Source organism: Streptacidiphilus jeojiense (assembly GCF_000719095.1).
Taxonomy (GTDB): domain Bacteria; phylum Actinomycetota; class Actinomycetes; order Streptomycetales; family Streptomycetaceae; genus Streptacidiphilus; species Streptacidiphilus jeojiensis.
The window spans coordinates 131,256-151,256 of the sequence record NZ_JOEH01000011.1 but is presented as its reverse complement, the minus strand read 5'-3'; the positions used below and the strand labels follow the sequence as shown (position 1 = coordinate 151,256).

At 70.8% G+C, this 20,001-nt stretch carries 19 protein-coding genes and 1 riboswitch; of the genes, 9 read left to right on the top strand and 10 right to left on the bottom strand.

All coding sequences use genetic code 11. The features are described from left to right. Positions 1-161: 161 nt before the first annotated feature. The 5 genes from IF29_RS0116815 (at position 162) to IF29_RS0116795 (ending at position 4,937) form a co-directional block, all read left to right on the top strand. Complete coding sequence (locus IF29_RS0116815) at positions 162-1,490, top strand: NAD(P)/FAD-dependent oxidoreductase (RefSeq protein ID WP_030255208.1); 1,329 nt, start codon at positions 162-164, stop codon at positions 1,488-1,490. 37 nt (positions 1,491-1,527) lie between these two features. After that, positions 1,528-2,247, top strand: a complete 720-nt coding sequence (locus tag IF29_RS44960) for a DUF4232 domain-containing protein (protein ID WP_157623782.1) — start codon at positions 1,528-1,530, stop codon at positions 2,245-2,247. Positions 2,248-2,304: 57 nt separating this feature from the next. Then, positions 2,305-2,916, top strand: a complete 612-nt coding sequence (locus tag IF29_RS0116805; RefSeq protein WP_051725408.1) for an SMI1/KNR4 family protein — start codon at positions 2,305-2,307, stop codon at positions 2,914-2,916. Positions 2,917-2,941: 25 nt separating this feature from the next. After that, positions 2,942-4,417, top strand: coding sequence for a serine hydrolase domain-containing protein (locus IF29_RS0116800; RefSeq protein ID WP_063757519.1), 1,476 nt, complete (start codon positions 2,942-2,944; stop codon positions 4,415-4,417). Positions 4,418-4,616: 199 nt separating this feature from the next. Beyond that, a complete protein-coding gene (locus tag IF29_RS0116795; protein ID WP_051725407.1) occupies positions 4,617-4,937 on the top strand; it encodes a hypothetical protein in 321 nt (106 codons plus the stop codon). Positions 4,938-4,999: 62 nt separating this feature from the next. Here IF29_RS0116795 and egtD read toward each other — a convergent pair whose 3' ends face one another. The 5 genes from egtD to IF29_RS0116770 form a co-directional block, all read right to left on the bottom strand. Then, positions 5,000-5,995, bottom strand: coding sequence for an L-histidine N(alpha)-methyltransferase (gene egtD, locus IF29_RS0116790; RefSeq protein WP_030255195.1), 996 nt, complete (start codon positions 5,993-5,995; stop codon positions 5,000-5,002). 187 nt (positions 5,996-6,182) lie between these two features. After that, positions 6,183-6,305: a type B 50S ribosomal protein L36 gene (gene ykgO / locus IF29_RS0116785; RefSeq protein WP_030255193.1), complete on the bottom strand. Its 123-nt coding sequence runs from the start codon at positions 6,303-6,305 to the stop codon at positions 6,183-6,185. Between the two features lie 122 nt (positions 6,306-6,427). After that, the gene (locus tag IF29_RS0116780; RefSeq protein WP_030255191.1) at positions 6,428-6,781 is read right to left on the bottom strand and encodes a UBP-type zinc finger domain-containing protein; all 354 of its coding nucleotides are present in this window, start codon (positions 6,779-6,781) and stop codon (positions 6,428-6,430) included. Further along, complete coding sequence (locus IF29_RS0116775) at positions 6,778-8,211, bottom strand: ATP-binding protein (protein WP_030255188.1); 1,434 nt, start codon at positions 8,209-8,211, stop codon at positions 6,778-6,780. Before IF29_RS0116775 ends, IF29_RS0116780 begins: the two co-directional genes overlap by 4 nt. A 26-nt stretch (positions 8,212-8,237) precedes the next feature. Beyond that, positions 8,238-9,923: an NAD(P)/FAD-dependent oxidoreductase gene (locus tag IF29_RS0116770; RefSeq protein ID WP_030255185.1), complete on the bottom strand. Its 1,686-nt coding sequence runs from the start codon at positions 9,921-9,923 to the stop codon at positions 8,238-8,240. 267 nt (positions 9,924-10,190) lie between these two features. Beyond that, a riboswitch (cyclic di-AMP (ydaO/yuaA leader) is annotated at positions 10,191-10,351 on the top strand. A 6-nt stretch (positions 10,352-10,357) separates the two neighbouring features. Between IF29_RS0116770 and IF29_RS44415 the strand changes: the two genes are divergently transcribed. After that, positions 10,358-11,569, top strand: coding sequence for a transglycosylase family protein (locus IF29_RS44415; protein WP_063757518.1), 1,212 nt, complete (start codon positions 10,358-10,360; stop codon positions 11,567-11,569). A 301-nt stretch (positions 11,570-11,870) separates the two neighbouring features. Further along, positions 11,871-12,692 carry a hypothetical protein gene (locus tag IF29_RS0116760; RefSeq protein WP_051725406.1) on the top strand — a complete coding sequence of 274 codons (822 nt, stop codon included), beginning with the start codon at positions 11,871-11,873 and terminating at the stop codon, positions 12,690-12,692. Between the two features lie 76 nt (positions 12,693-12,768). On the opposite strand, the gene IF29_RS0116755 is transcribed toward IF29_RS0116760, so the two are convergent. Both IF29_RS0116755 and mug read right to left on the bottom strand, forming a co-directional pair. Then, the gene (locus IF29_RS0116755) at positions 12,769-13,362 is read right to left on the bottom strand and encodes a 3'-5' exonuclease (protein ID WP_030255178.1); all 594 of its coding nucleotides are present in this window, start codon (positions 13,360-13,362) and stop codon (positions 12,769-12,771) included. A 457-nt stretch (positions 13,363-13,819) separates the two neighbouring features. After that, positions 13,820-14,374, bottom strand: coding sequence for a G/U mismatch-specific DNA glycosylase (gene mug / locus IF29_RS0116745; RefSeq protein WP_030255172.1), 555 nt, complete (start codon positions 14,372-14,374; stop codon positions 13,820-13,822). A 97-nt stretch (positions 14,375-14,471) separates the two neighbouring features. Between mug and tap the strand changes: the two genes are divergently transcribed. Next, complete coding sequence (tap, locus tag IF29_RS0116740) at positions 14,472-16,526, top strand: telomere-associated protein Tap (RefSeq protein ID WP_030255169.1); 2,055 nt, start codon at positions 14,472-14,474, stop codon at positions 16,524-16,526. Positions 16,527-16,535: 9 nt separating this feature from the next. Then, a complete protein-coding gene (gene tpg / locus IF29_RS0116735; RefSeq protein WP_030255167.1) occupies positions 16,536-17,090 on the top strand; it encodes a telomere-protecting terminal protein Tpg in 555 nt (184 codons plus the stop codon). A 45-nt stretch (positions 17,091-17,135) separates the two neighbouring features. On the opposite strand, the gene IF29_RS0116730 is transcribed toward tpg, so the two are convergent. The 3 genes from IF29_RS0116730 to IF29_RS0116720 all read right to left on the bottom strand — a co-directional run bounded on the left by IF29_RS0116730 (position 17,136) and on the right by IF29_RS0116720 (position 19,956). Then, a complete protein-coding gene (locus IF29_RS0116730; protein ID WP_051725405.1) occupies positions 17,136-18,458 on the bottom strand; it encodes a M48 family metalloprotease in 1,323 nt (440 codons plus the stop codon). 122 nt (positions 18,459-18,580) lie between these two features. Next, on the bottom strand, positions 18,581-19,003 hold the full coding sequence (locus IF29_RS0116725; RefSeq protein ID WP_030255164.1) for an organic hydroperoxide resistance protein: 423 nt from the start codon (positions 19,001-19,003) through the stop codon (positions 18,581-18,583). Positions 19,004-19,026: 23 nt separating this feature from the next. Next, positions 19,027-19,956 (bottom strand): helix-turn-helix domain-containing protein, encoded by a 930-nt coding sequence (locus IF29_RS0116720; RefSeq protein ID WP_037595511.1) that lies wholly within the window; start codon positions 19,954-19,956, stop codon positions 19,027-19,029. Positions 19,957-20,001: the final 45 nt, after the last annotated feature.

The window sequence follows — 20,001 nt, the reverse complement described above, 5'->3', positions numbered from 1 at the left end:
CCCCGTCGCCCCGTCGCCGCGTCGCTCCGTCGCCCCGCGATTCCGCGATCCTGCGACATGCGACCTCACGACATGTGACCGGACGAACGGCCATGCCGCGCGGGCGCGCTGTACTGCCGCCAGACTGGGACCTCCGGACCGATCCCGAGGGGGAGGAACCCATGTCACGTCCCAAAGTCCTGGTCATAGGCGGCGGGTTTGCCGGGGTGGAGTGCCTGCACCGGCTCGAACACCGGCTCAAGCCGGCGGAGGCCGAACTCGTCCTGGTCACCCCCACCGACTACGAGCTCTACCTGCCGCTGCTGCCGCACGTCGCCGCCGGGGTGCTCACCCCGCAGTCCGTCGCGGTGTCGCTGCGCCGCAGACTGCGCCGGACCGAGGTGATGCCCGGCATCGCCATCGGCGTGGACACCGCGGCCCGGTCCGTCACCGTCCGCAACCGGACCGGGGACCTGCGCGAACTGTCCTACGACTACCTGGTCCTGGCGGCCGGCAGCACCACCCGCACCTTCGACATCCCGGGGCTGAAGGAGCACGCCTTCGGCATGAAGACGCTGGCCCAGGCCGCCTATCTGCGCGACCACGTGATCGAGCAGCTCGACCTAGCGGCGGTCGCCACCGACCCGGCCGAACGCGAGGCGCGGATGCGCTTCGTGGTGGTCGGCGGCGGCTACGCGGGCACCGAGACCGCAGCCTGCCTGCAGCGGCTCACCGCCGCCGCGGCGGCGCGCTTCCCACGGCTGGACCCAGGACTGCTGTCCTGGCACCTGGTGGACGTCGCCCCCAAGCTGCTGCCGGAGCTGGGCGACCGACTCGGGGCCAATGCCATGGCCACGCTGCGCCGGCGCGGCATCGAGTTCTCCCTGAACACCTCGGTCGGCGCGGTCACGGCCGACTCGGTGACACTGACCGACGGCCGGGTGCTGCCCACCCGGACCCTGGTCTGGACGGCCGGTGTGGTCGCCAGCCCGCTGGTCGGCACGCTGGACGCGGGCACCGTCCGCGGGCGGCTGACGACCACGCCCGAACTGGTGGTCCCCGGCGCGCCCGGGGTGTTCGCGGTGGGCGACGCCGCCGCGGTGCCGGACCTCGCTGTCGGCGGTGACGCGATCACCCCGCCGACCGCGCAGCACTCCCAGCGCCAGGGCAAGGCCGTGGCCGTCAACGTGGAGGCGCAGCTGCGCGGCACCGCGATGAAGCCCTACCGCCACCGGGACCTGGGCCTGGTGGTCGACCTGGGCGGCACCGACGCGGTCTCCCGGCCGCTGGGCATCAGCCTCTCGGGCCTTCCGGCGCAGGTGGTGGCACGCGGCTACCACGTGATGGCGCTGCCCACGGTCACCGCGCGGACCCGGGTCCTGGTGAACTGGGCGCTGAACTCGGTGACCGGCGACGACTTCGTCCGCACCGGGTTCCAGCAGGGGCGCCCGGCCACCCTGCAGGACTTCGAGCACACCGATGTGTACGGGGCAGGAGTGACTCGGAAGTAGGCGAACCGCCATGGGTGTGATCCACGTCTCATTCGATATGAGAACACAGACACGCCTGCTCGTGGTCGTCACGGCCGGCGTGGCCCTGGCCGCGTCGGCCTGCACCAGATCCCCGACGCCCCGCTCCACGCCGTCCGGATCCACCCCGTCCGCTACCGCGCCGTCCGCCACCGCCGCGGCCACTGGCACGCCGTCCATCGGCACGACGGCGGCCGCACCCTCCAGCGCGCCCGCATCCACCTCACCGGCAACCACGACCACCACGGCAGCGGCCCCGGTCGGCACCACCGCTCCCGCCACCGTCACCCAAGGCGTCCCCGCCTGCACCGGCGGCCAGATCAAGGTCACCCCCGGCCAGTGGGGCGGCGCCACCGGACACATCGGCGGAGCAGTGCTCTTCCGCAACACCTCCCGCTCGACCTGCTCGCTCTACGGCTACCCGGGCGTCGCCGGACTCGACTCGGCCGGACGGCAGGAGGTCCAGGCCACCCGCGTCCCCAGGGGCTTCATCGGCGGCCTGCCCACCCCCACCTCGCACCCCACCACGGTGGTCCTCGCCCCGGGCGCGCTCGCCTCCGCGGTGATCGAGGGCGTCGACGTCCCCAGCGGCAACGCCACCAGCTGCCCCAGCTACCCGTCCATCCTGGTCACCCCGCCCGGCACCCGCAGCTCCACCCACCTCGCCCTCGCCGTCCCCGGCTGCGGCGGCATCCAGGTCCACCCGGTAGTCCCCGGCACCTCGGGCGGTCAGCTCTGACGTCCGTGCCGTCCGAGCTCTCGGGCGGTGTCAGTGGGGTCGTCTACGGTCTGGGCCATGACATCGCACGGATCCGACCGGCTCCAACAATCCTGGACCCGCTTTTCGTCATGGCTCGCTGAGCACGCGCCTGCGAGTCATCAGACGCTTCACAGAATCGCGTTCGCCCAGGAGATCGCGAAGCTGGAGGCGGAGTTGGGCTTCCGACTGCATCCCGAGCTGAAGGAGCTGCTGCGCCTGCACAACGGGACCGACCGGTCGGCGGTTCCCGGATCCTTTCTGCCGCTGAGTCATCGCCTGATCGGCACAGGCGAGATCACCGACATGCACCGGATCCTGGTCGACATGGGGTGGCACGGACCCGATTCTCCTTGGGACCAGGACTATCTCAACGGGCACCCGCACCAGTGGGTGCCGTTCGCCCTTCCCCTCGATGGCGGCGTCGCCTTCGTGGATCACCGGCCAGGACCGACCTACGGCCATGTCTTCGAGCTCGGCGTAGGCTCCGGCGACATCGACGCGACCTTGTGGGCCACGAGCCTTGCCGAGTTGTTCGACGCTCTGGCCGATGCTGTTGAGCACACCGTGACATTCCTGCATTACCGTCCCCGACTTGAGGGGTCCTCGGCAGACGGCGCCCTGCTTACCTGGGACGTAGTCACCGGATGAAACAGATCAATCGGGAGGTGACCGCGTGACGGGGGCATGGGACGGGCTCGACGAGTTGTGCACGCAGGTGCTGGCCGAGCATGGTTGTGCGTCGGTCTCCGTCGCAGTGGTCGAGCGCGGTGAGCTGACGCTCGCCCGCGCCTACGGGCAGGCGGATGTGACCAACCGGCGGCCGGCCACTCCGGAGACGGTCTACGGGCTCGCCTCCGTGACCAAGGCGTTCACCGCCACAGCCGTCTGCCTGGCCGCCGACGAGGGCCTGTTGGACCTCGACCTGCCGATTCCCGGCAGCTACCGGTGGACCGCGCCGACGCCGCGTCAGCTGCTCCAACACCGTGGTGGGTTCCCGGCGTTCTACAACTTCCACTACGGCGACGGGCCCATGCCGATCGACATCGACCGCTACCGCACGCTCTTCCGCGAGCCTGGAACGGATTTCGAGTACTCCAACATCGGTTACCGCGAGCTGGGCAGGCTGCTGGAGACCGCGACAGGCCAGGAGTTGGGCGCCTACCTACGCGAACGGATCGTCGAGCCGCTGGGTCTGAGCAGCTTCGGGTACGGTCCGGTGTACGACGGGACGTCGCCCGTCGCGCAGCGCTACTCCGCCGACGGTCGTGCATACGCCGCCTGCCACAGCGGACACTCCGCGGCGGGTGCGGGCTGGGCGACCGCCGGCGATGTCGCGCGCTTCGCCCAGGCCGCCTCCCGCCTTCTGCAACCCGCCACGGTCGCGGCCATGTACGACGCTGTGCCGATCAACGAGCACCTCGGTTATGGCTTCGGCAGGATCGTCTCCCACGGCGCCGGACCGGTGGTCCGCAGCCACGGCGGCGGCATGGGCGGCATCGCCGCGATGATGATCGAGATCCCCGAGCGCGAACTCTCGGCCGCTGTCCTGGCCAACTCCACCGACAAGGCGGCCCGCGACGCCGTCGTCGACCATCTGATGGCCGTTCTGGCGCCCGGTTTCCACAGAGACCAGATCAACCCGATCACCGACCCCAACCGTCCGATGGCGCTGGCGCAGGGCGACTGGGCCGGGGAGATCGGCACGGCGGAGGGGGGCATCCCGTTGCGGATCCGGATCCTGGCGGACCGTCAGGTGGAGGTTCGGCTGGCGGACGGCCTGCCGGTCACCGCATCGGCCACCGCCTCCCGGCGTTGGGACCTGCGCGCGGCTGTCCCGATGCAACTGCCCACCGCAGACGCCCGGGTGAACAGCCCCAGCCTCGCCCTCGAACTGCGCTCCGAGCAGAACCAGTTGGTGGGCCGTGCCACGGCATTCAAGGACGGCGACCGGAACGGTTGGCTGGGCGCCTACCTGGTCCACCCCTGCGTGCTGCGCCCCCCCACTGAGTGTGAGCTGCCTGACGAGCCGTGCTGTGTCAGTGGTCTGCGGCGACCTGCAGCAGTGGGGGGAACGGCATGCCCATGTCCCTCTGGGCGGCGTTGTTCCCTGCTCCTGACATCCGATCAGCGTGGTCATCCCTTCCGGTGAGGAACGGCAGCGAGATCGTTTCTGATCCTCATCGAGTGTCGGTGGCTACTGCGTGCGGGCGAGGTCATGAATAAACAAGTGACGCTGAAGTTCCAGCTGCTGTCATTGTCAGGTCATGCCCGCTAGGAACCGGCGCTTGCCGCGTCATCTGTCATGGCCCTTGAGCACGTCCGACATCAGTAATGCACTGGAGTCGCGCATGGCTCAGATCAGCAGGGTGTGGTTCGACACCGATCTCAGCCATGACGACCTCGTCCTGCGCATTGCCTGGGTTCCGCAGCTGACTTCCAACTACGGTGGATCCGGGTTGCCCAGCTCCATGATCGGTCTCCAGGTCCGCGTCCTTCCGGTCAGCCCGACCGAACGCGCTGCCACCCGTGAGATTCTGCGGCGCGTGGCGCTGCCTCAACTCGACGCCTGGGCCGCACAGGCACTGTGTGCCGATGAGACATGGCGGCTGATGCGACACCACCGATGCTGGTACGTCGCCGATGGTCAGCTCACCCACCAGGACGGGTGATTCACTCAGCCCATCGCCGCCGCACCGCTCACGTCCGGCTCCGCTCGAGTTCGAGTGGACAACTACTGGTTGGGCGCCGCCAGGAGGAGGGCGAAGCGGGTGGCTGGGTCGGTCCACCAGTGGTGGACGGTGAGGCCGTGGGCCTGGAGTTCGGTGGTGAGGGCGTCGCGGCGGAACTTGTGGGCCCGTTGGGTGCGGATGTGCTCGCCCGCGGCGAGGTCGAGGGAGAGGTCGAGGGCCGGGATGGTGACGGTCTGGGGGGTGCGGGCCCGCAGGCGCATCTCCATGCGCTCCGGTTCGGGTTCCCACAGGGCGACGTGGTCGAAGGCGTCGGGGTCGAAGTCGGCGCCGAGCTCGCGGTTGAGGACGTGCAGCACGTTCCTGTTGAAGTCGGCGCTGACGCCGGTGGTGTCGTCGTAGGCCCGGACCAGCAGGTCCGGGCTCTTCACCAGGTCCGCGCCCAGGAGCAGGTGGTCGTCGCTGCCCAGCGTGCCGGCCAGGGTGCGGTAGAAGGAGCGCCGTTCGTCGGGGTCGAAGGCGCCGATGGTGCTGCCGAGGAAGCTCAGCAGGCGCGGACCGGGCTCGGCGGGGTCGGCGGCGGTGGCGGCGGGCAGGCCGGTGTCGTAGTCGGCCACCGTGGCGGTCACGTCGAGGCCGGGGTAGTCGCGGCAGATCGCCTGGCCCGCCTCCTTCACCGCGCTGGCGCTGACGTCGAGGGGTGCGTAGCGCCGCAGGGCTCCGCCTGCGGTCAGGGCGTCCAGCAGCAGTCGGGTCTTGCGGGAGGAGCCGGAGCCCAGCTCGATCAGGGTGGTGGCGCGGGTGATCGCGGCTATCTCTGCGGCCCGCTGGGTCAGGATCTCCTGCTCGGCCCGGGTCGGGTAGTAGTCCGGGAGCCTGGTGATCTGTTCGAAGAGGTCGCTGCCGCGCTTGTCGTAGAGCCACTTCGCCGGAAGGGTGCGCGGTACGGCGGTCAGGCCGGTGCGGACGTCCTGGTGCAGGGTGCGGGTGAAGTAGTCGGCGGGCAGTCGGTCGTCGACGGTGAGGCGGCTCTCGGTCATGGGGCGCGGGGTCCTAGCGGTCGGAGCGGGTGGCCGGCGTGGTGCGCCAGAGTATCCCCGGGTCGTTGCGGCAGTGTGAAGATCACGGCAGCAGGAAGCCCCGGCGTCCGGACGGACGTCGGGGCTGGACCGGCGGCGGTGGGGCGGGGGAGTCGTGGGCCGGAGTAGTGACCCGCGCGGCTCCCGGTCAGCCCTGGCGGGCCTTGTAGCGGGGGTCGCGGCGGTTGATGACGAAGACGCGGCCGCGGCGGCGGACTACCTGCGCGCCCGGCTTGGCCTTCAGCGAGCGAAGCGACTGGCGGACCTTCATGGGCGGTTCCTCTCCTCGTGCTGTGCCCATGTCAACGAGGGTGGGGGTTCCCGTATTCCGCCGCTCGCCCCACCGACGGGGACCGTCCCTACCGGTGCAGGGTCCCCACCGGTGCAGGATCCCTACCGGTGCAGGTGCTGCTGCCAGTCCCTCGGCACCCGGCCGGCCGGGCCGGGGGTGGGCTGGTCGAGGGGGTGGTGGTCGGGGGTGGCCAGGGCCGGGCCGCTCTCGTAGAACTGCTCGTCCGGGTAGCTCCAGAACCAGTCCTCGCCCGGTTCGAAGCTGGTGATCACCGGATGGCCGGCGGCGGCCGCGTGTGCGCTGGCGTGCTGCGAGGGCGAGCTGTCGCAGCAGCCGATGTGGCCGCACTGCGCGCAGCGGCGCAGGTGGAACCACCATCCGCCGGCGGCGTCGCACTCTGCGCAGCCGGCACCGCTGGGCGCCGCGGTCGGGTCGATCGCCGGAGTGTCGGTCATGTGGCAGCTTCTTCCTGGTCGGGATCGTGTGCGGTCAGCGGCAGCGCCACCCGGAACAGGGTGTCGCCCGGTACGGATTCGACCCTAAGGTCCCCGTGGTGGCGGTGCACGACGATCCGCCAGGAGATGTCGAGGCCGAGGCCGGTGCCCTCGCCGACCGGCTTGCTGGTGAAGAAGGGCTCGAAGATCCGGCCCTGGATGTCCGCGGGCACCCCGGGGCCGGTGTCGCGGAAGCCGACCACCGCCTGGTCGTGCTCCACCCGGGTGCTGATGGTCAGCGTGCCGTGCCCGGCCATGGCGTACAGGGCGTTGTCGATCAGGTTGGTCCACACCTGGTTGAGCTCCGCGGCGAAGGCCGGGACCCGGGGCAGCGAGCGGTCGTAGTCGCGCACCACGGTGACGCCGGGGCCGATCTTGCCGCCCATGATGACCAGGGTGCTCTCCAGCAGCTCGTGCAGGTCGATCTGCTGGTAGGGGGCGCGGTCCAGCTGGGAGTACTGCCGGGCGGCGCCGACCAGGGAGGAGATCCGCGAGGACGCGGTCTCGATCTCGGACAGCAGCAGTTCGGTCTCCACGCCCTGGACCAGCCAGCTCAGTGCCTTCGGCAGGTACTCGGCGCCGACGGCCGCCTCGACCTGCTCCAGCCAGTCGGTGTCCAGGCCGGCCTGGACCAGTACCGGGGCCAGCTCCCAGCTCTCGGCCACGTCGTGGTCGTCCAGCCAGTCGGTGAGGGTGTCCTCGCGGTCGGAGGCCTCCAGCGGGCCCAGCACCGGCTGGCCGGCAGCGGCCCGCACCGCGTCGTCCTGCAGGTGCACCAGTTTGTCCAGCGCCGCGCCCTTGTCGGAGCTGGCGGCCAGCTCGCCGAGGGCGCCGCGCATCTGGGCGACCCGCTCCCGCAGGGCCGCGGTGGCGCGGACCGCCGCCGCGGCTGGGTTGTTCAGCTCATGGGTGAGCCCGGCCGACAGGGTGCCCAGCGCCAGCAGCCGCTCGCGCTGGCCGACCGCCTGCTGCAGCGTCTTGGTGCCGAAGAAGAGGCCCTCCAGCAGGTGTTCGGCCATGGGGAACCAGTCGTGCATCAGCGAGGCGAAGTCGTGGGCCGACAGCACGAAGAACCGCGAGGGCACGACCACCCGCATCGAGTTCACGTACACCTGCGGCACCTGCTCGCCCAGGTAGGCCTGGAAGGCGCCGGAGTAGACACCGGGGCTGGAGCTGCGGTTGACCTCGATGTCGTCGGGGCCGACCCTGCGGGAGAGCACCACGGTGCCCTCGACCATGACGTAGAAGCAGGTCGCCGGCTCGCCCTCGGCGTACACCGGGCCGGGCTCGAACGTCTCGACCCGGCCCACCCGGCACAGCCAGGCCAACTGGTCGAAGGTCAGCTTCTCGAACAGGAACAGCGAGCGCAGCTCCTCCGGCGAACAGTTCACCCCGCTGACCCCGCCCGTCCCGCCGGTCACAACTTGTCCAGGTAACGGTGGACGAACATGACCGCCATCGAGCCCTCGCCGACCGCCGAGGCGACCCGCTTCGCGGACTCCGAGCGAACGTCGCCGGCCACGAACACGCCGGGCACGCTGGTCTCCAGATGATGCGGCGGACGCTCCAGCGGCCAGCCGCCGGCGCGCTGCCCGGCCTCGCCCAGGTCGGGTCCGGCCAGGATGAAGCCGTGGTCGTCGCGTACCACCACCCCGTCCAGCCAGTCGGTCATCGGCACCGCACCGATGAAGACGAACAGCCACTGGGCGTCGACCTCCTCGGTGTCGCCGGTCGTGGTGTCGCGCAGGGTCAGCCGTTCGAGGTGGTCCTCGCCGTGGGCGGCGACGACCTCGGTGTGGGTGCGGACCGTGATCATCGGGTCGGCCTCGACCTGCTGGATCAGGTAGTGCGACATGGAGGCGGTCAGCGAGTCGCCGCGCACCAGCATGGTCACCGACTTGGCGCCCCGGGACAGGAAGACCGCGGCCTGCCCGGCCGAGTTGGCGCCGCCGACGATGTAGACGTCCTGGCCGGCGCAGCCGACCGTCTCGGTCAGCGCGGAGCCGTAGAAGATGCCGCAGCCGATCAGCTCCTCCATGCCGGGGGCGGTCAGCTGCCGGTAGGCGACGCCGGTGGCCAGGATGACGGTGTGGGCGGCGATGACGCTGCCGTCCGCGAAGCGGACCGTGCGGGCCGAGCCGCAGACCTCGAAGCCGGTCACCTCGCGGGCGGTCAGGATCTCGGCGCCGAACTTGACGGCCTGGCGGCGGGCCCGGCCGGCCAACTGGGCGCCGGAGACCCCGTCCGGGAAGCCCAGGTAGTTCTCGATCCGGGAGCTCTGCCCGGCCTGGCCGCCGGTGGCGGTGCGCTCGATCAGGACGGTGCGCAGGCCCTCGGAGGCGCCGTAGACGGCCGCGCCCAGGCCGGCCGGGCCGCCGCCGATGACGATGAGGTCGTAGAAGTCGGCGGCAGGCGTGGTGGACAGGCCGACCCGCTGGGCCACCTCCTCGTTGCTGGGCTCCACCAGGGCGCCGCCGTCCGGGGTGATCACCACCGGCAGCCGTTCGCCGTCCTCACCGGCGGCCGCCAGCAGGTGTCTGCCCTCGGCCTCGGTGACCGAGTACCAGCGGTAGGGGACCTGGTTGCGGGCCAGGAACTCGCGGACCTCCGAGGAGCGGGCCGACCACCGGTGTCCGACCACCTTGATCTCGTGCACCTCGGGCGGGTCAGTGGCCTGCCAGGCCTTGAGCAGGCTGTCCAGCACCGGGTAGAGCTTCTCCTCGGGCGGGTCCCAGGGCTTGAGCAGGTAGTTGTCGAGGTCCACCACATTGATGGCGTCGATGGCCGCGCCGGTGTCCGCGTAGGCGGTCAGCAGCACCCGGCGGGCCTGGGGGTAGATGTCCATGGCCGCTTCCAGGAACTCGATGCCGTTCATCTCCGGCATCCGGTGGTCGGCCAGCAGCACCGCGACCGGTTCGCCGCGCAGCTTCATCTCCCGCAGCGCCTCCAGCGCCGAGGGGCCCGACTCGGCCCGTACGATGCGATGGTCCTCGCCGTAGCGACGGCGCAGGTCCCTGGCGACCGCCCGGGACACCGACGGGTCGTCGTCCACGGTCACGATCACCGGTCGTCTGGTGCTCTCCGGTCCGGTTGTCGTCGGCATCGCGGCTCCGCCCTGTCGTCGGATGTGCCCCGGCCCGCAGGTTGTCCCAGGGCCCGGTTCCTACGCTATCCGCTCGGGCGCGGCTGATCCTGGCGTCGTGTGAGCAGGTGCGGCGAATGGGGTCCGGAACCTGTGAATCATGGAACCGGGGCGTGACGGATCCCACAGTCTGTTGTGGTTTCAATCAAGGTCTGCCTACCTTTCTGGCATTCGCACTTAAGCGGAACCAACAACTCCGGAACGCCGAGTCCTGCCGCCGGAGGAGTTGCGACCCACATACCGCACCACGGCAGGAGCGGGGGAACCAGGTAAGTCGCCGCGCCGACGCTCGTCGTCGACGCGGCTTGGGGTGAAGCCGTGCTGCGCACGGCCGGGCAACTCCAGCCCGAATCCGACAGCTCACCTCGTAGGCGTGGGAGAGGAAACGCTGCTTCATGCTGTCCGTCCACGGGCGTCACCGCGCCACGAAGACCCGACGCACCACCGCCCAGCGCCTCATCGCGGCCACCGGCCTGGCCGGCGTCGGCCTGGCCGTCCCGCTGGTCACCGCCACCACCGCCTCCGCCGCGACCGTCTCCACCTGGGACAAGGTCGCCCAGTGCGAGAGTTCGGGCGACTGGTCCATCAACACCGGCAACGGCTACTACGGCGGTCTGCAGTTCTCGGCGTCCACCTGGGCCGCCTACGGCGGCACCCAGTACGCCTCCACCGCCGACCAGGCCACCAAGGACCAGCAGATCGCGGTCGCCGAGAAGGTCCTGGCCTCGCAGGGTCCGACCGCCTGGCCGGTCTGCGGGCCGCAGGCCGGTCTCACCCAGGGCGGCGCCGCTGCCTCGGTGGACACCTCGTCCTCCTCCAGCTCCTCGTCGAGCTCCTCCTCGGACTCGTCCAGCAGTTCCTCCTCGGACTCGTCCTCGTCCAGCTCCGCGTCCACCGACTCCTCGTCCTCGGACTCGTCCTCCTCGACCACCGCGAGCAGCGGCAGCTACACCGTCGTCGCCGGCGACTGGCTGTCGACCATCGCGGCCAAGGAGAACGTCTCCGGCGGCTGGCAGCGCCTCTACGCGCTGAACCGCTCGGTGCTCACCTCGGGCCCCGACGTGATCTACCCGGGCCAGAAGCTGACCCTGGGCAGCTCCTCGGCCTCGTCCTCCAGCAGCAGCTCGGACTCGGCCACCGACGCTTCGGCCACCACGTCCAGCAGCGACTCGAGCAGCTCCTCGTCCAGCAGCTCCTCCTCGAGCAGCACCACCGCGAGCGACGCCTCCTCCAGCTCCTCCAGCACCGGGATGGCCGCGGCCGCCTCCTTCGCCCTGTCGAAGGTCGGCGAGTCCTACGTCTACGGCGGCACCAGCGACGCCGGCTGGGACTGCTCCGGTCTGGTCCAGGCCGCCCTGGCCAAGGCCGGCATCTCCGCCCCCCGCACCAGCGAGGAGCAGGCCGCCGCCAGCACCCGGGTCTCCCTGGACTCGCTCCAGGTCGGCGACCTGCTGTTCTGGTCCAGCGACGGCACCGCCTCCGGCGCCTACCACGTGGCGATCTACGTCGGCAACGGCGAGTACGTCGAGGCCGCCAACCCCAGCTCCGGCGTGAAGACCGACACCATCAGCAACTGGGCCCCCGACTTCGCGGGCCGCATCAGCTGACGCAGCACCACCCTCTCCACCCCTCAGGGGCGCGGCCGACCCGGCCACGCCCCTGAGGGCTTTCCGGGTGCGGTTCCGCCGCCCTCCACAGACTCCACATGATTTCCAACACTGTGCTGGCGAGCAGGCAGCTGCCCTGGACACGCTGGTCGCCGATGGCCTGAATGTCTGCTGCGAACTCCGGCTGCCGCCACAGCACCCTGAAGCCGGCCCGTGGGAAACCCAGTCGACCGCACCGGCGAGGCTCCCTACGCTGCATTGCGTGATCCCAGCACTGCGTGTCCGCCGACTTTTCTGCGCCGTGGAGGAGTACCAGGGCGTAGACGTCTTCCTCAGCGTCGTCGAGCCGTGGCTGGACGAGCACGCCGAAGTCGTCCGGGAGGCCCTCTCGCCGCTGGCCGTCTTCGGCGGGTGGAAGCGGACCGAGTACGAGTTCGGCGATCCCCTGGAGACGGCATACGCGCTCAGCCGCGTCAGCGACGCGCTGATCTACAAGCTCCAGCCGCTGTTGCCGCCCGGTTCTGAGACCCCCTGGGCGCATGACATCCACGAGCCTGAGCGCTGGCCGCATATCAACCGCGACCAGTACCTGACGGCCTTCGCCCGACTCGGCATGGCTCCGATCGGCAACATCGCATTCGAGCCGTTCTTCCACGAGGTCGTCCACGTCGAGCAGGACGAGCATCCGCAGGCTCCGATCGAGATTACCGGGACGGTCTGGCCAGGACTGATGTTCGGGGAGTTGCTGTTCAGTCGCACCGGTGTGACGGTTCGCGCCGGCACCCGGCATCTGGTCGCGGGCATCGCAGACAAGTCGCTGCTCCACGATGTCTTCATGCGCCGCTACCGGGAGACCTTCGACGGGTCGCTGGGTTGGGGCCACAACTCGCAGTGGAAGACGGACTTCCGCCGTGACTACCTCACCGATGCCGCCTTCCACTTTGACGTCGACGAGGACCTCGACTCAGACCGGAGCATCCTCGGCGAGCCGAGGATGCTGACTTTGTCCGAGCGATCGGACCTGGTGCAGTACCGGTGCTTGACCCGCCCCCTCCAGGACCCGGCTGCCTGGGACAGCGCCTGTCCGGGCGGCCGGCTCATGGTCTCGCGGCGTCCGAGCTGACTGGTCCGGCCTTCAACGCGTCGCGCTCCCTGGCCTCGCCCCCGCGCGAGGACATGCAAAGGGGCGCTGCTCGTGGTTAGAAAAGGGTCGCAGCTTCATCACCTTCTCCTCCCGGTGGGTGGTTGCGGAGAGCTTCGAGCGTCAGCGGCTCCATCCCGGGCGGATTCGCCATGTGGATGAACAGATGCGCGGCTACCAGTACGTCATACGTCGCCCGGTGCGGCGTGAGATCCGCAGGCATCCCCTCGGCCAGCTTGTACGCCTCGACCAGGGCACCGAGCTTGTAGCTCATCTGGTGCGGGATCAGGCGACGGGCCAGCTTGAGAGTGTCGAACACCTCCGGGCATTGCCAGTCGCCCAGCTTGCGCTGAAGAACACCGACGTCGACGTGTGCGTTGTGAGCAACCAGGGCGTCACCATCCAGGGCTCCCAGCACCTCACCCTTGATGTCCTCGAACACTGGGAGCGCGGACACCTGCTCGTTGCTGATGCCGTGGATCGACTCGGCAAAGCGCGTGATCGGCGTCTTTGGCCGTACCAACCATGTGGAGAGCGACCCGATGGTTCCCCCGACGATTCGGACGGCGGCCAGCTCCACCAGGTCGGGCGGGTGCTGGCCGTTGCCCTCGACGTCTACGACGACGTAGTCAAGACTCGTCCAGTCGGTCATGAAGTCGCTTCCTTCCATCCGATGTCCGACCGGCCATGCCGCCGGTCGCGGTGAGGATGGCGAACATCGTGTACCTGGAAGCCAAGCGAATGTTGCAGGTAGTAGCGCGGTTGCTCTTCGCTGAGCCCGGACACGACGGCCGCCCCCTCCTTGATGTCAACGACCACCAAGCCGCTGGCGTCAGGGAGAGTGCGACTTCCTATATCTGGCCTGCTGTCGGTACCTGATGCCTGCTCTTGCAGAGGTGGAGCTGTGCGAGTGGGCAGATGTCGCAGAGTTCAGGGATGTCGTAGTGGCCGTTGTAGTCCGGCTCCCCATGGGCGAAGGACGCCGCGTACGAGGTTTTGCGACGGGTGGTCTCCTCGTACGGCTGAGGTAACTCGTTCGCCTCCGAGGAGTGGCCCGAGTGCCTCTCTGCATGCTGGCTCTCATCTGCGATAACACCCCTCTGGCGTGATCAACTCTGACTCGTGGCCTCCCGCAGTTCGCGGAAGCGGTCGGCGATGGCGGCCAGGGTGTAGTGGGCGTTGAGGCCGCTGGGGTTGGGCAGCACCCAGACGGCTGTTCCGCCGAGGGATGCGGTCTGCGGGCCGACCACGGCTTTGGGGGCGTCGAAGGCCACCCGGTAGGCACCGATGCCGAGGACGGCCAGTGCCTGGGGGCGCAGCCGCTCCACGCGCTCGCGCAGTGCCAGGCCGCCGTCCCGGTACTCCTCGGCCGTCAGTTCGTCGGCCCTGGCGGTGGTGCGGTCGACGACATTGGTGATGCCCAGACCGAAGGCCAGCAGTTCCTCCTGCTCCTCCGGCTGCAGCTGGCGCGGGGTGAAGCCGCTGAGGTGCAGTGCGGGCCAGAAGCGGTTGCCGGGGCGGGCGAAGTGGTGGCCGGTGGCTCCGGACCACAGTCCCGGGTTGATCCCGCAGAACAGCACCCGTAGTCCGGGGGCGATCACGTCGGGGATGGTCAGGTCGGGGGCGGCGGCGAGCTGCTCGGCGGTGGGCTTCACGCACGACAGTCTGCACGCTGCGGCAGCGGTCCGTGGAACGGCCCCTCCGCTGCGTTAGCATCCAGGTGCGCCGCCAGCCGGCCGTCACCGAAGGAGATTCCGCACCATGCCCGACCAGCCGGACCCGCTGATCGCGGGCGTCGACGCCCTGCTGGCCGCGGTGCAGTCGGGCCAGGTCCTGCCGGCCCCCGAGGAGCGGGTGCGGCTGCGGCGGGCTGCCGGGCTCACCGAGGCCGCGGTGGCGCAGGCGCTGCGGACCCGTCCGGCGTCGGTGCAGGCCTGGGAGGAGGGCCGCAGCGAGCCGTCGGGCGACAAGCGGGAGGCCTACCGGCGGTTGTTGGAGGGCCTGGCGGAGCGGTTCCCGGCCGCTGCCGAACCAGCGGCCGGCGCGCAGGTGCCCGCGCCCGCCACCGCCCCGGCACAGCCGTCGATCCCCGCTCCCGCACCCGCACGTTCCCAGCCGACGACCGCGCGCCGTGCCCCGGCCCCGCCGGCCGCCGCCGAGGAGCCGGGCGAGCGCCGCTTCGCCAACGGTCCGCTGCTGGTCCTGGACGGCGACGGGACCGCCTACGGCATCGGCGGTCTGGTCCTGGACTGCCCGGCCCGTACCCTTCCCGCGCTGGTGGAGTGGGCCCTGGAACAGGCGCAGATCGGCTCCCCCCGGCTGCACCGCTCCGGCCGGGACGGCGACCCGCTGGTCGTGCTCACCGCTACTGCCGCCGAATCGCTGGGACTGCCGCCGGAGTTGGCCGACCGGCGCGGTCTGCGGCTGCCCGACAACCACCCCGTCATCAAGCAACTCACCAAGGCCAAATGGCAGTTGACGAAGCGTGGGTTCGGGCCCTGGGCCCGGATCTACCGTCCGGCCGAGGGCGGTCGGCGCCGTTGCGTCCAGCTCGCGGTGCTGCCCTGGGAGGCGCTGGACACCCGCGCCTGGAACGACGCCGCCACCCTGCCGCCGCCCGAACTCGCCCAGGTACTCGGCGACTACGCGACCAGGGTGATCACCCCGCGTGGCTCCACCGCCGTCTCCGGCCTGGAGTTGATGTCCGCGCTGCGCCCGCCCACCCGAGCGGTGCGCGGGGAGGACGGCGTCTGGCAGTCGGGACCGGTCCCCGGCTCGCTCGCGGCCGCGGTCGACCCGGCTCCGCCCGAGGCCCCGGACGAGCATCCGGTCGCGGTGGGCCGGGCCGAGGGCGAGGTCCTCGACGAGGAGGCCTACGAGTGGATCCGCGACCCGGAACTGCTCACCGACGCCGAGTGCGCGCTGCCGTGGGCGGTGGGCGTGGACGTCAACATGGCCTTCGCGGCCGCCGCCAACCGGCTCAATCTGGGACTGGGCGCCCCGGTCCACGTCCAGCAGCCGGCGTTCGACAAGACGCTGCCCGGGTCCTGGTTCGTCGACCTCTCGCACATCTCCTTCGACCCCCGGCTGCCCAACCCGTTCACCCCTGACGGCGCGCAGCCGCAGGGGCCGGCCTGGTACGCCACCCCGACGGTCGCCTACGCGGTCGAACTCGGGTACGACGTCCGCCCGTTGGAGGGGTGGCTGCGCCCGGAGCACGGCCCCTACCTGGACCCCTGGTACCAGCGGCTGCGGGACGCCTATCTGGCCACCATGGCCGAACTGGGCGTCACTTCGGGGATGGAGCCGGCCGAGTTCCTGGCCGCGATGGAGCAGCACAAGCAGCACGACCCGGGGCGGGCCGCGGTGCTGTCCGCGATCAAAGCCACCGTCAAGGGCGGCATCGGCAAGCTGCGTGAGCGCCCCCAGGGCGCCCGGCACCGGCCCGGCGAGCGCTGGCCCGCACTGGAGCGGCCCACCTGGCGCCCCGACATCCGGGCCGCGGTGATCTCAGCCGCGCGGATCAACATGCACCGCAAGATGCTGGCGCTGGCGACCAAGGCTGACCTCTACCCGGTCGCGGTGCTCTCCGACTGCGCGGTCTACCCCTCCCCGGGACCCTCGCCGCTGGACGTGCTGCCGTACGACCCGGCCACCGGCAAGCCGATGCCGGGCGGGTTCCGACTGGGCGTCAGCCCGGGCATGGTCAAGCACGAGGGCAGCCAGTCCTTCCTCTGGGCGGCCCAACTCCTGGACCAGGCGCACAATCCGGCCCGGCACATCAAGGGCACCGACGCCGCCGCGGGCGGGGAGTAGGACACCGCCATGGGGACGATCGGCGACAGCCTGGACCGTGCGGCCGAGGACACCTTCACCCGGAAGCCGCCGGTCTCCACCGCGGCCCGGGTCGGCTTCCTGGTCAAGCAGTTGGGCACGACCAGGGCCACGGCCCAACTGCTGGGCGTCTCGCAGCGCTCCGTCGAGCGCTACCTCAAGGGCACCCGCAGGCATCCGCCGCAGGCCATCGCCACCCGGATCGACGCCGAGGTGAAGCGCCGCTGGCAGCCGCTGATCCGCAGGCGCGCCGTCAAGCGCGCGGTCGACACCGGAGGCATCACGGTGGAGACCCGCGCCCGCTTCGGCTTCACGGCCGCCCCGGGTTCCACCGACGACCCCCGCCTGCGCCGGATCACCGAACACCTGCCCCCCTCCTACGCCCAACAGCTCTTCGACGCCCACGCGTCGGGAGCCACCGAGCAGCAGTTGGCCGCGATCGTCGCCCAGGGCCTCCAGGAGATGTACTTCAAGGACCGCGGCCGCCGCGCCCAGGGCCTGGTCGTCGACCTGAACACGATCGACTACCTGGACCTGTCGTACTGAGGCACCCATCCCATTGCTCGCGCACTCACCTCGGCTCAGCTCACCTCAGCTCAGGGCGTGGGCGATCGCGGTGCGTGCGGCGGCCAGTTCGTTCTCGATCGCGGCAACCTCGTCGGCGCCGACGGCGACCGTGGGTTCGCTCGGCGGCAGTTGTTGTACATAGGTGAGACGCAGGTGTGTCGGCGGGTGGGTGGAGTCCACCGCAGAGTCGTCGAGTTGGGACACCAGCAGCCGTCGGGCCCGCTCGCTGGGTGGAACGGACGCAAGGTGCTCCCGCAGTTCGGTCCAGAGGTCCTTGGACTCGCGCCGGTCCGGCCCCCCGCTGTCACGGCGGCTGCGGGGCAGGGAGGCCGTGGTCAACCTTCGCTTCTGCCGCACGTGCTCGACGACGCTGCCCATGGTCAGCGCCTGCAGGAGTTCGGCGGTCCGGTCCGGGCCGGCGACGCGCGCCGAGAGCGCGTCGGCCAGGTACTCGGCGCGCCGTCCGGACAGCAGGGTGAGCCGGGTCAGCACGCGATGGGCAAGCAGGGTGAGTTCGGCGAAGACGGCCAGTAGGGCTCGGGCGACCATCTCGCCGAGACTGGCGATTCCGCTCTGGGCGCTGGCGCGCCCGCGCCCGGGGACGACCATGCGGCGTCCGGGCCGAAAGAGGTAGTACCACTCCCGTAGCGAGGCCAGGGCAGTGCCGACCCACAGCCCCTGCCGGGAGTCGCCGTTGGCGCCGTGGCCCAGTTCGTGCCCGAGCAGGGCCAGACGCTGGCCCGGGGTGAGGACCTCCCAGAGCGGCAGGCCCAGGGACAGCATCACCCGCCTGCGCGCCCCGGTCCTGAGATAGGAGGCGTTGTACGAGCCGTTTACGACGATCACCGAGGGTGCTGCGGTGCCCAGTTCCGCGGCGACGCGTTCGGTCAGCGCATACAGGCGCGGGGCCGCGGCCGGGTCCAGGGTGAGCATGCTCCTCCGCGCCTTGCGGTTCGGCCCCAGCCGGGGACGCTGATGGACGGCGAGCAGGAGCGCCAACACGCCCAGCCCGCGCGCCACCCAGCTGGGATAGAGGAGCAGCCAGACACCGCCGACTGCCAGTGCAAGCGTGACGAGGTGGACCAGTCCGGCCATCGCGAAGGCACCGATCCTGGCCATGCTCAGTGTCCGGTGGGTTGAGGGGTCAGCGGTGACCTTGCGGTAGAGGCGTTCCTCGGCCTGGGTGTTGAGCTTGCGCAGGAGCCGGTCGGTCCGCCCTTTGGCCTGGTTGCCGCCGGGGTTGGCGTTCCAGCCGCAGGACGGGCACCACTGGACGAAGCGTGGATCGCTGGTGAGATCCGAGCCGCAGGATCTGCAGCTGACACGGGGTGTGCTGGTGGTGGTCACAGACGGGGATCATGCCGTACGGCTCGTCGAGGCCCGCGTTCGGCCCGGGGTTCGAGACCTGGCCTGTGGGCGACCCGTAGGCCGCCCACAGGCCGCCCGCACGGCGCGGGCTCGGTCCGGGATCAGATGGTCGCCGTGAGGGTGACCGGGATGTTCCCGCGGGTGGCGTTGGAGTACGGGCAGACCTGGTGGGTGGTCTGCACCAGCTGGTCGGCGGTGGCCTGGTCCAGGCCGGGCAGGTGTGCGGCGAGTGCGACCTCCAGGGAGAAGCCGCCGTCGTCCAGGGTGACCAGGCTCACCGTGGACCGGACGGTCGACTCGCCCAGCTTCAGCTTCTGCTGAGCCGCTATCAGGCGCATCCCGTTGTGGAAGCAGGCGGCGTAGCCGGCCGCGAAGAGCTGCTCGGGGTTGGTCCGGTCGCCACCGGGGCCACCCATCTCCTTGGGGACCGCGAGGAGTTCGTCGAGCACCCCGTCGTCGGTGCGGACCTCGCCGTTGCGGCCGTCGCCGGTGGAGAGGGCTTCGGTGGTGTAGAGCGTGGACATGGGGACTCCATTCACAGGTGTTCTCAGAGGCGTTCGGAAAGGGTGGTCGGGTGGTCGGTGGCCGGACGGGGGTACGGGTCCGCGGCCGGGGCCGGAGCGGTGGCCTGGGCGAGGAGGGTCAGTGCGGTCTGCGAGGCCGAGCCCGCCGCAGCCGTGACCGCGACCAGCCGCTGTCCCTGCTCGTCGGGGATCTGCACGGCCTGCTGAGTGACGTCGATCGGGCCGACCAGCGGGTGCCGCATCCGGTAGTCCGCCAGGTCCCAGGCCCGGACCCGGTGTTCGGACCACAGGTCGGTGAACTCCGGGCTGTGCATCACCAGTTCGCCGATGAGGGCGGCCAGCAGCGGGTCGTCGGGGTAGCGGCCGACGGCCAGTCGCAGTCTGCCCACCGCGTCCCTGGCCTTCTTCGGCCAGTCCTCGTACAGCCCACGGGTGTGGGCGTCCCGGAAGACCAGTCGCGCGGTGTTGGGACGCCGGGCCGGGTCGTCCGGGCTGCTCGGGTCGAGGTGTCCGGCGAAGAGCGCGTGCCCGGTGCGGTTCCACGCCAGTACGTCGCTGCGTCGGCCGAGGACGATCACCGGGGTGTCCCCGAAGGCGTCGATCAGCCGCCGGGTCGCCTCGCTGACGTGCTCGGGCGCCGGGGCCCTGCGGGCCCGGTCCCGGCCGGCCATCCGGCCGACGCCGGCCAGGTCGTACAGGTGGCGGTGCTCGGTCTCGTCCAGACGCAGTGCCCGAGCGAGTGCATCCAGCACCTCCACCGAGGCGTTGAGCGAGAGACCCTGCTCCAGCCGGGTGTAGTAGGACTCGCTCACCCCCGCCAACCGGGCCAGCTCGTCCCGGCGCAGACCCGGCACCCGCCGCCGCTCGTCGAACTCGCGCAGCCCCACGTCCGACGGCTTCAGCAGCGCCCGACGGGTCCTCAGGAACCGTCCCAACTGCGACTTGCTCTTCATGGGTTCGAGTATGAGCAGGGGTGGCGGGGCGTGCCTGCCCCTGTC

Excerpts from the sequence above, each read along its gene's own strand:
- IF29_RS0116815 (WP_030255208.1), top strand. The coding sequence starts at position 162 with ATGTCACGTCCCAAAGTCCTGGTCATAGGCGGCGGGTTTGCCGGGGTG.
- IF29_RS44960 (WP_157623782.1), top strand. The coding sequence starts at position 1,528 with ATGAGAACACAGACACGCCTGCTCGTGGTCGTCACGGCCGGCGTGGCC.
- IF29_RS0116805 (WP_051725408.1), top strand. The coding sequence starts at position 2,305 with ATGACATCGCACGGATCCGACCGGCTCCAACAATCCTGGACCCGCTTT.
- IF29_RS0116795 (WP_051725407.1), top strand. The coding sequence starts at position 4,617 with ATGGCTCAGATCAGCAGGGTGTGGTTCGACACCGATCTCAGCCATGAC.
- egtD (WP_030255195.1), bottom strand. The coding sequence starts at position 5,995 with ATGACCGAGAGCCGCCTCACCGTCGACGACCGACTGCCCGCCGACTAC.
- ykgO (WP_030255193.1), bottom strand. The coding sequence starts at position 6,305 with ATGAAGGTCCGCCAGTCGCTTCGCTCGCTGAAGGCCAAGCCGGGCGCG.
- IF29_RS0116780 (WP_030255191.1), bottom strand. The coding sequence starts at position 6,781 with ATGACCGACACTCCGGCGATCGACCCGACCGCGGCGCCCAGCGGTGCC.
- IF29_RS0116770 (WP_030255185.1), bottom strand. The coding sequence starts at position 9,923 with ATGCCGACGACAACCGGACCGGAGAGCACCAGACGACCGGTGATCGTG.
- IF29_RS44415 (WP_063757518.1), top strand. The coding sequence starts at position 10,358 with ATGCTGTCCGTCCACGGGCGTCACCGCGCCACGAAGACCCGACGCACC.
- IF29_RS0116755 (WP_030255178.1), bottom strand. The coding sequence starts at position 13,362 with ATGACCGACTGGACGAGTCTTGACTACGTCGTCGTAGACGTCGAGGGC.
- tap (WP_030255169.1), top strand. The coding sequence starts at position 14,472 with ATGCCCGACCAGCCGGACCCGCTGATCGCGGGCGTCGACGCCCTGCTG.
- tpg (WP_030255167.1), top strand. The coding sequence starts at position 16,536 with ATGGGGACGATCGGCGACAGCCTGGACCGTGCGGCCGAGGACACCTTC.
- IF29_RS0116725 (WP_030255164.1), bottom strand. The coding sequence starts at position 19,003 with ATGTCCACGCTCTACACCACCGAAGCCCTCTCCACCGGCGACGGCCGC.
- IF29_RS0116720 (WP_037595511.1), bottom strand. The coding sequence starts at position 19,956 with ATGAAGAGCAAGTCGCAGTTGGGACGGTTCCTGAGGACCCGTCGGGCG.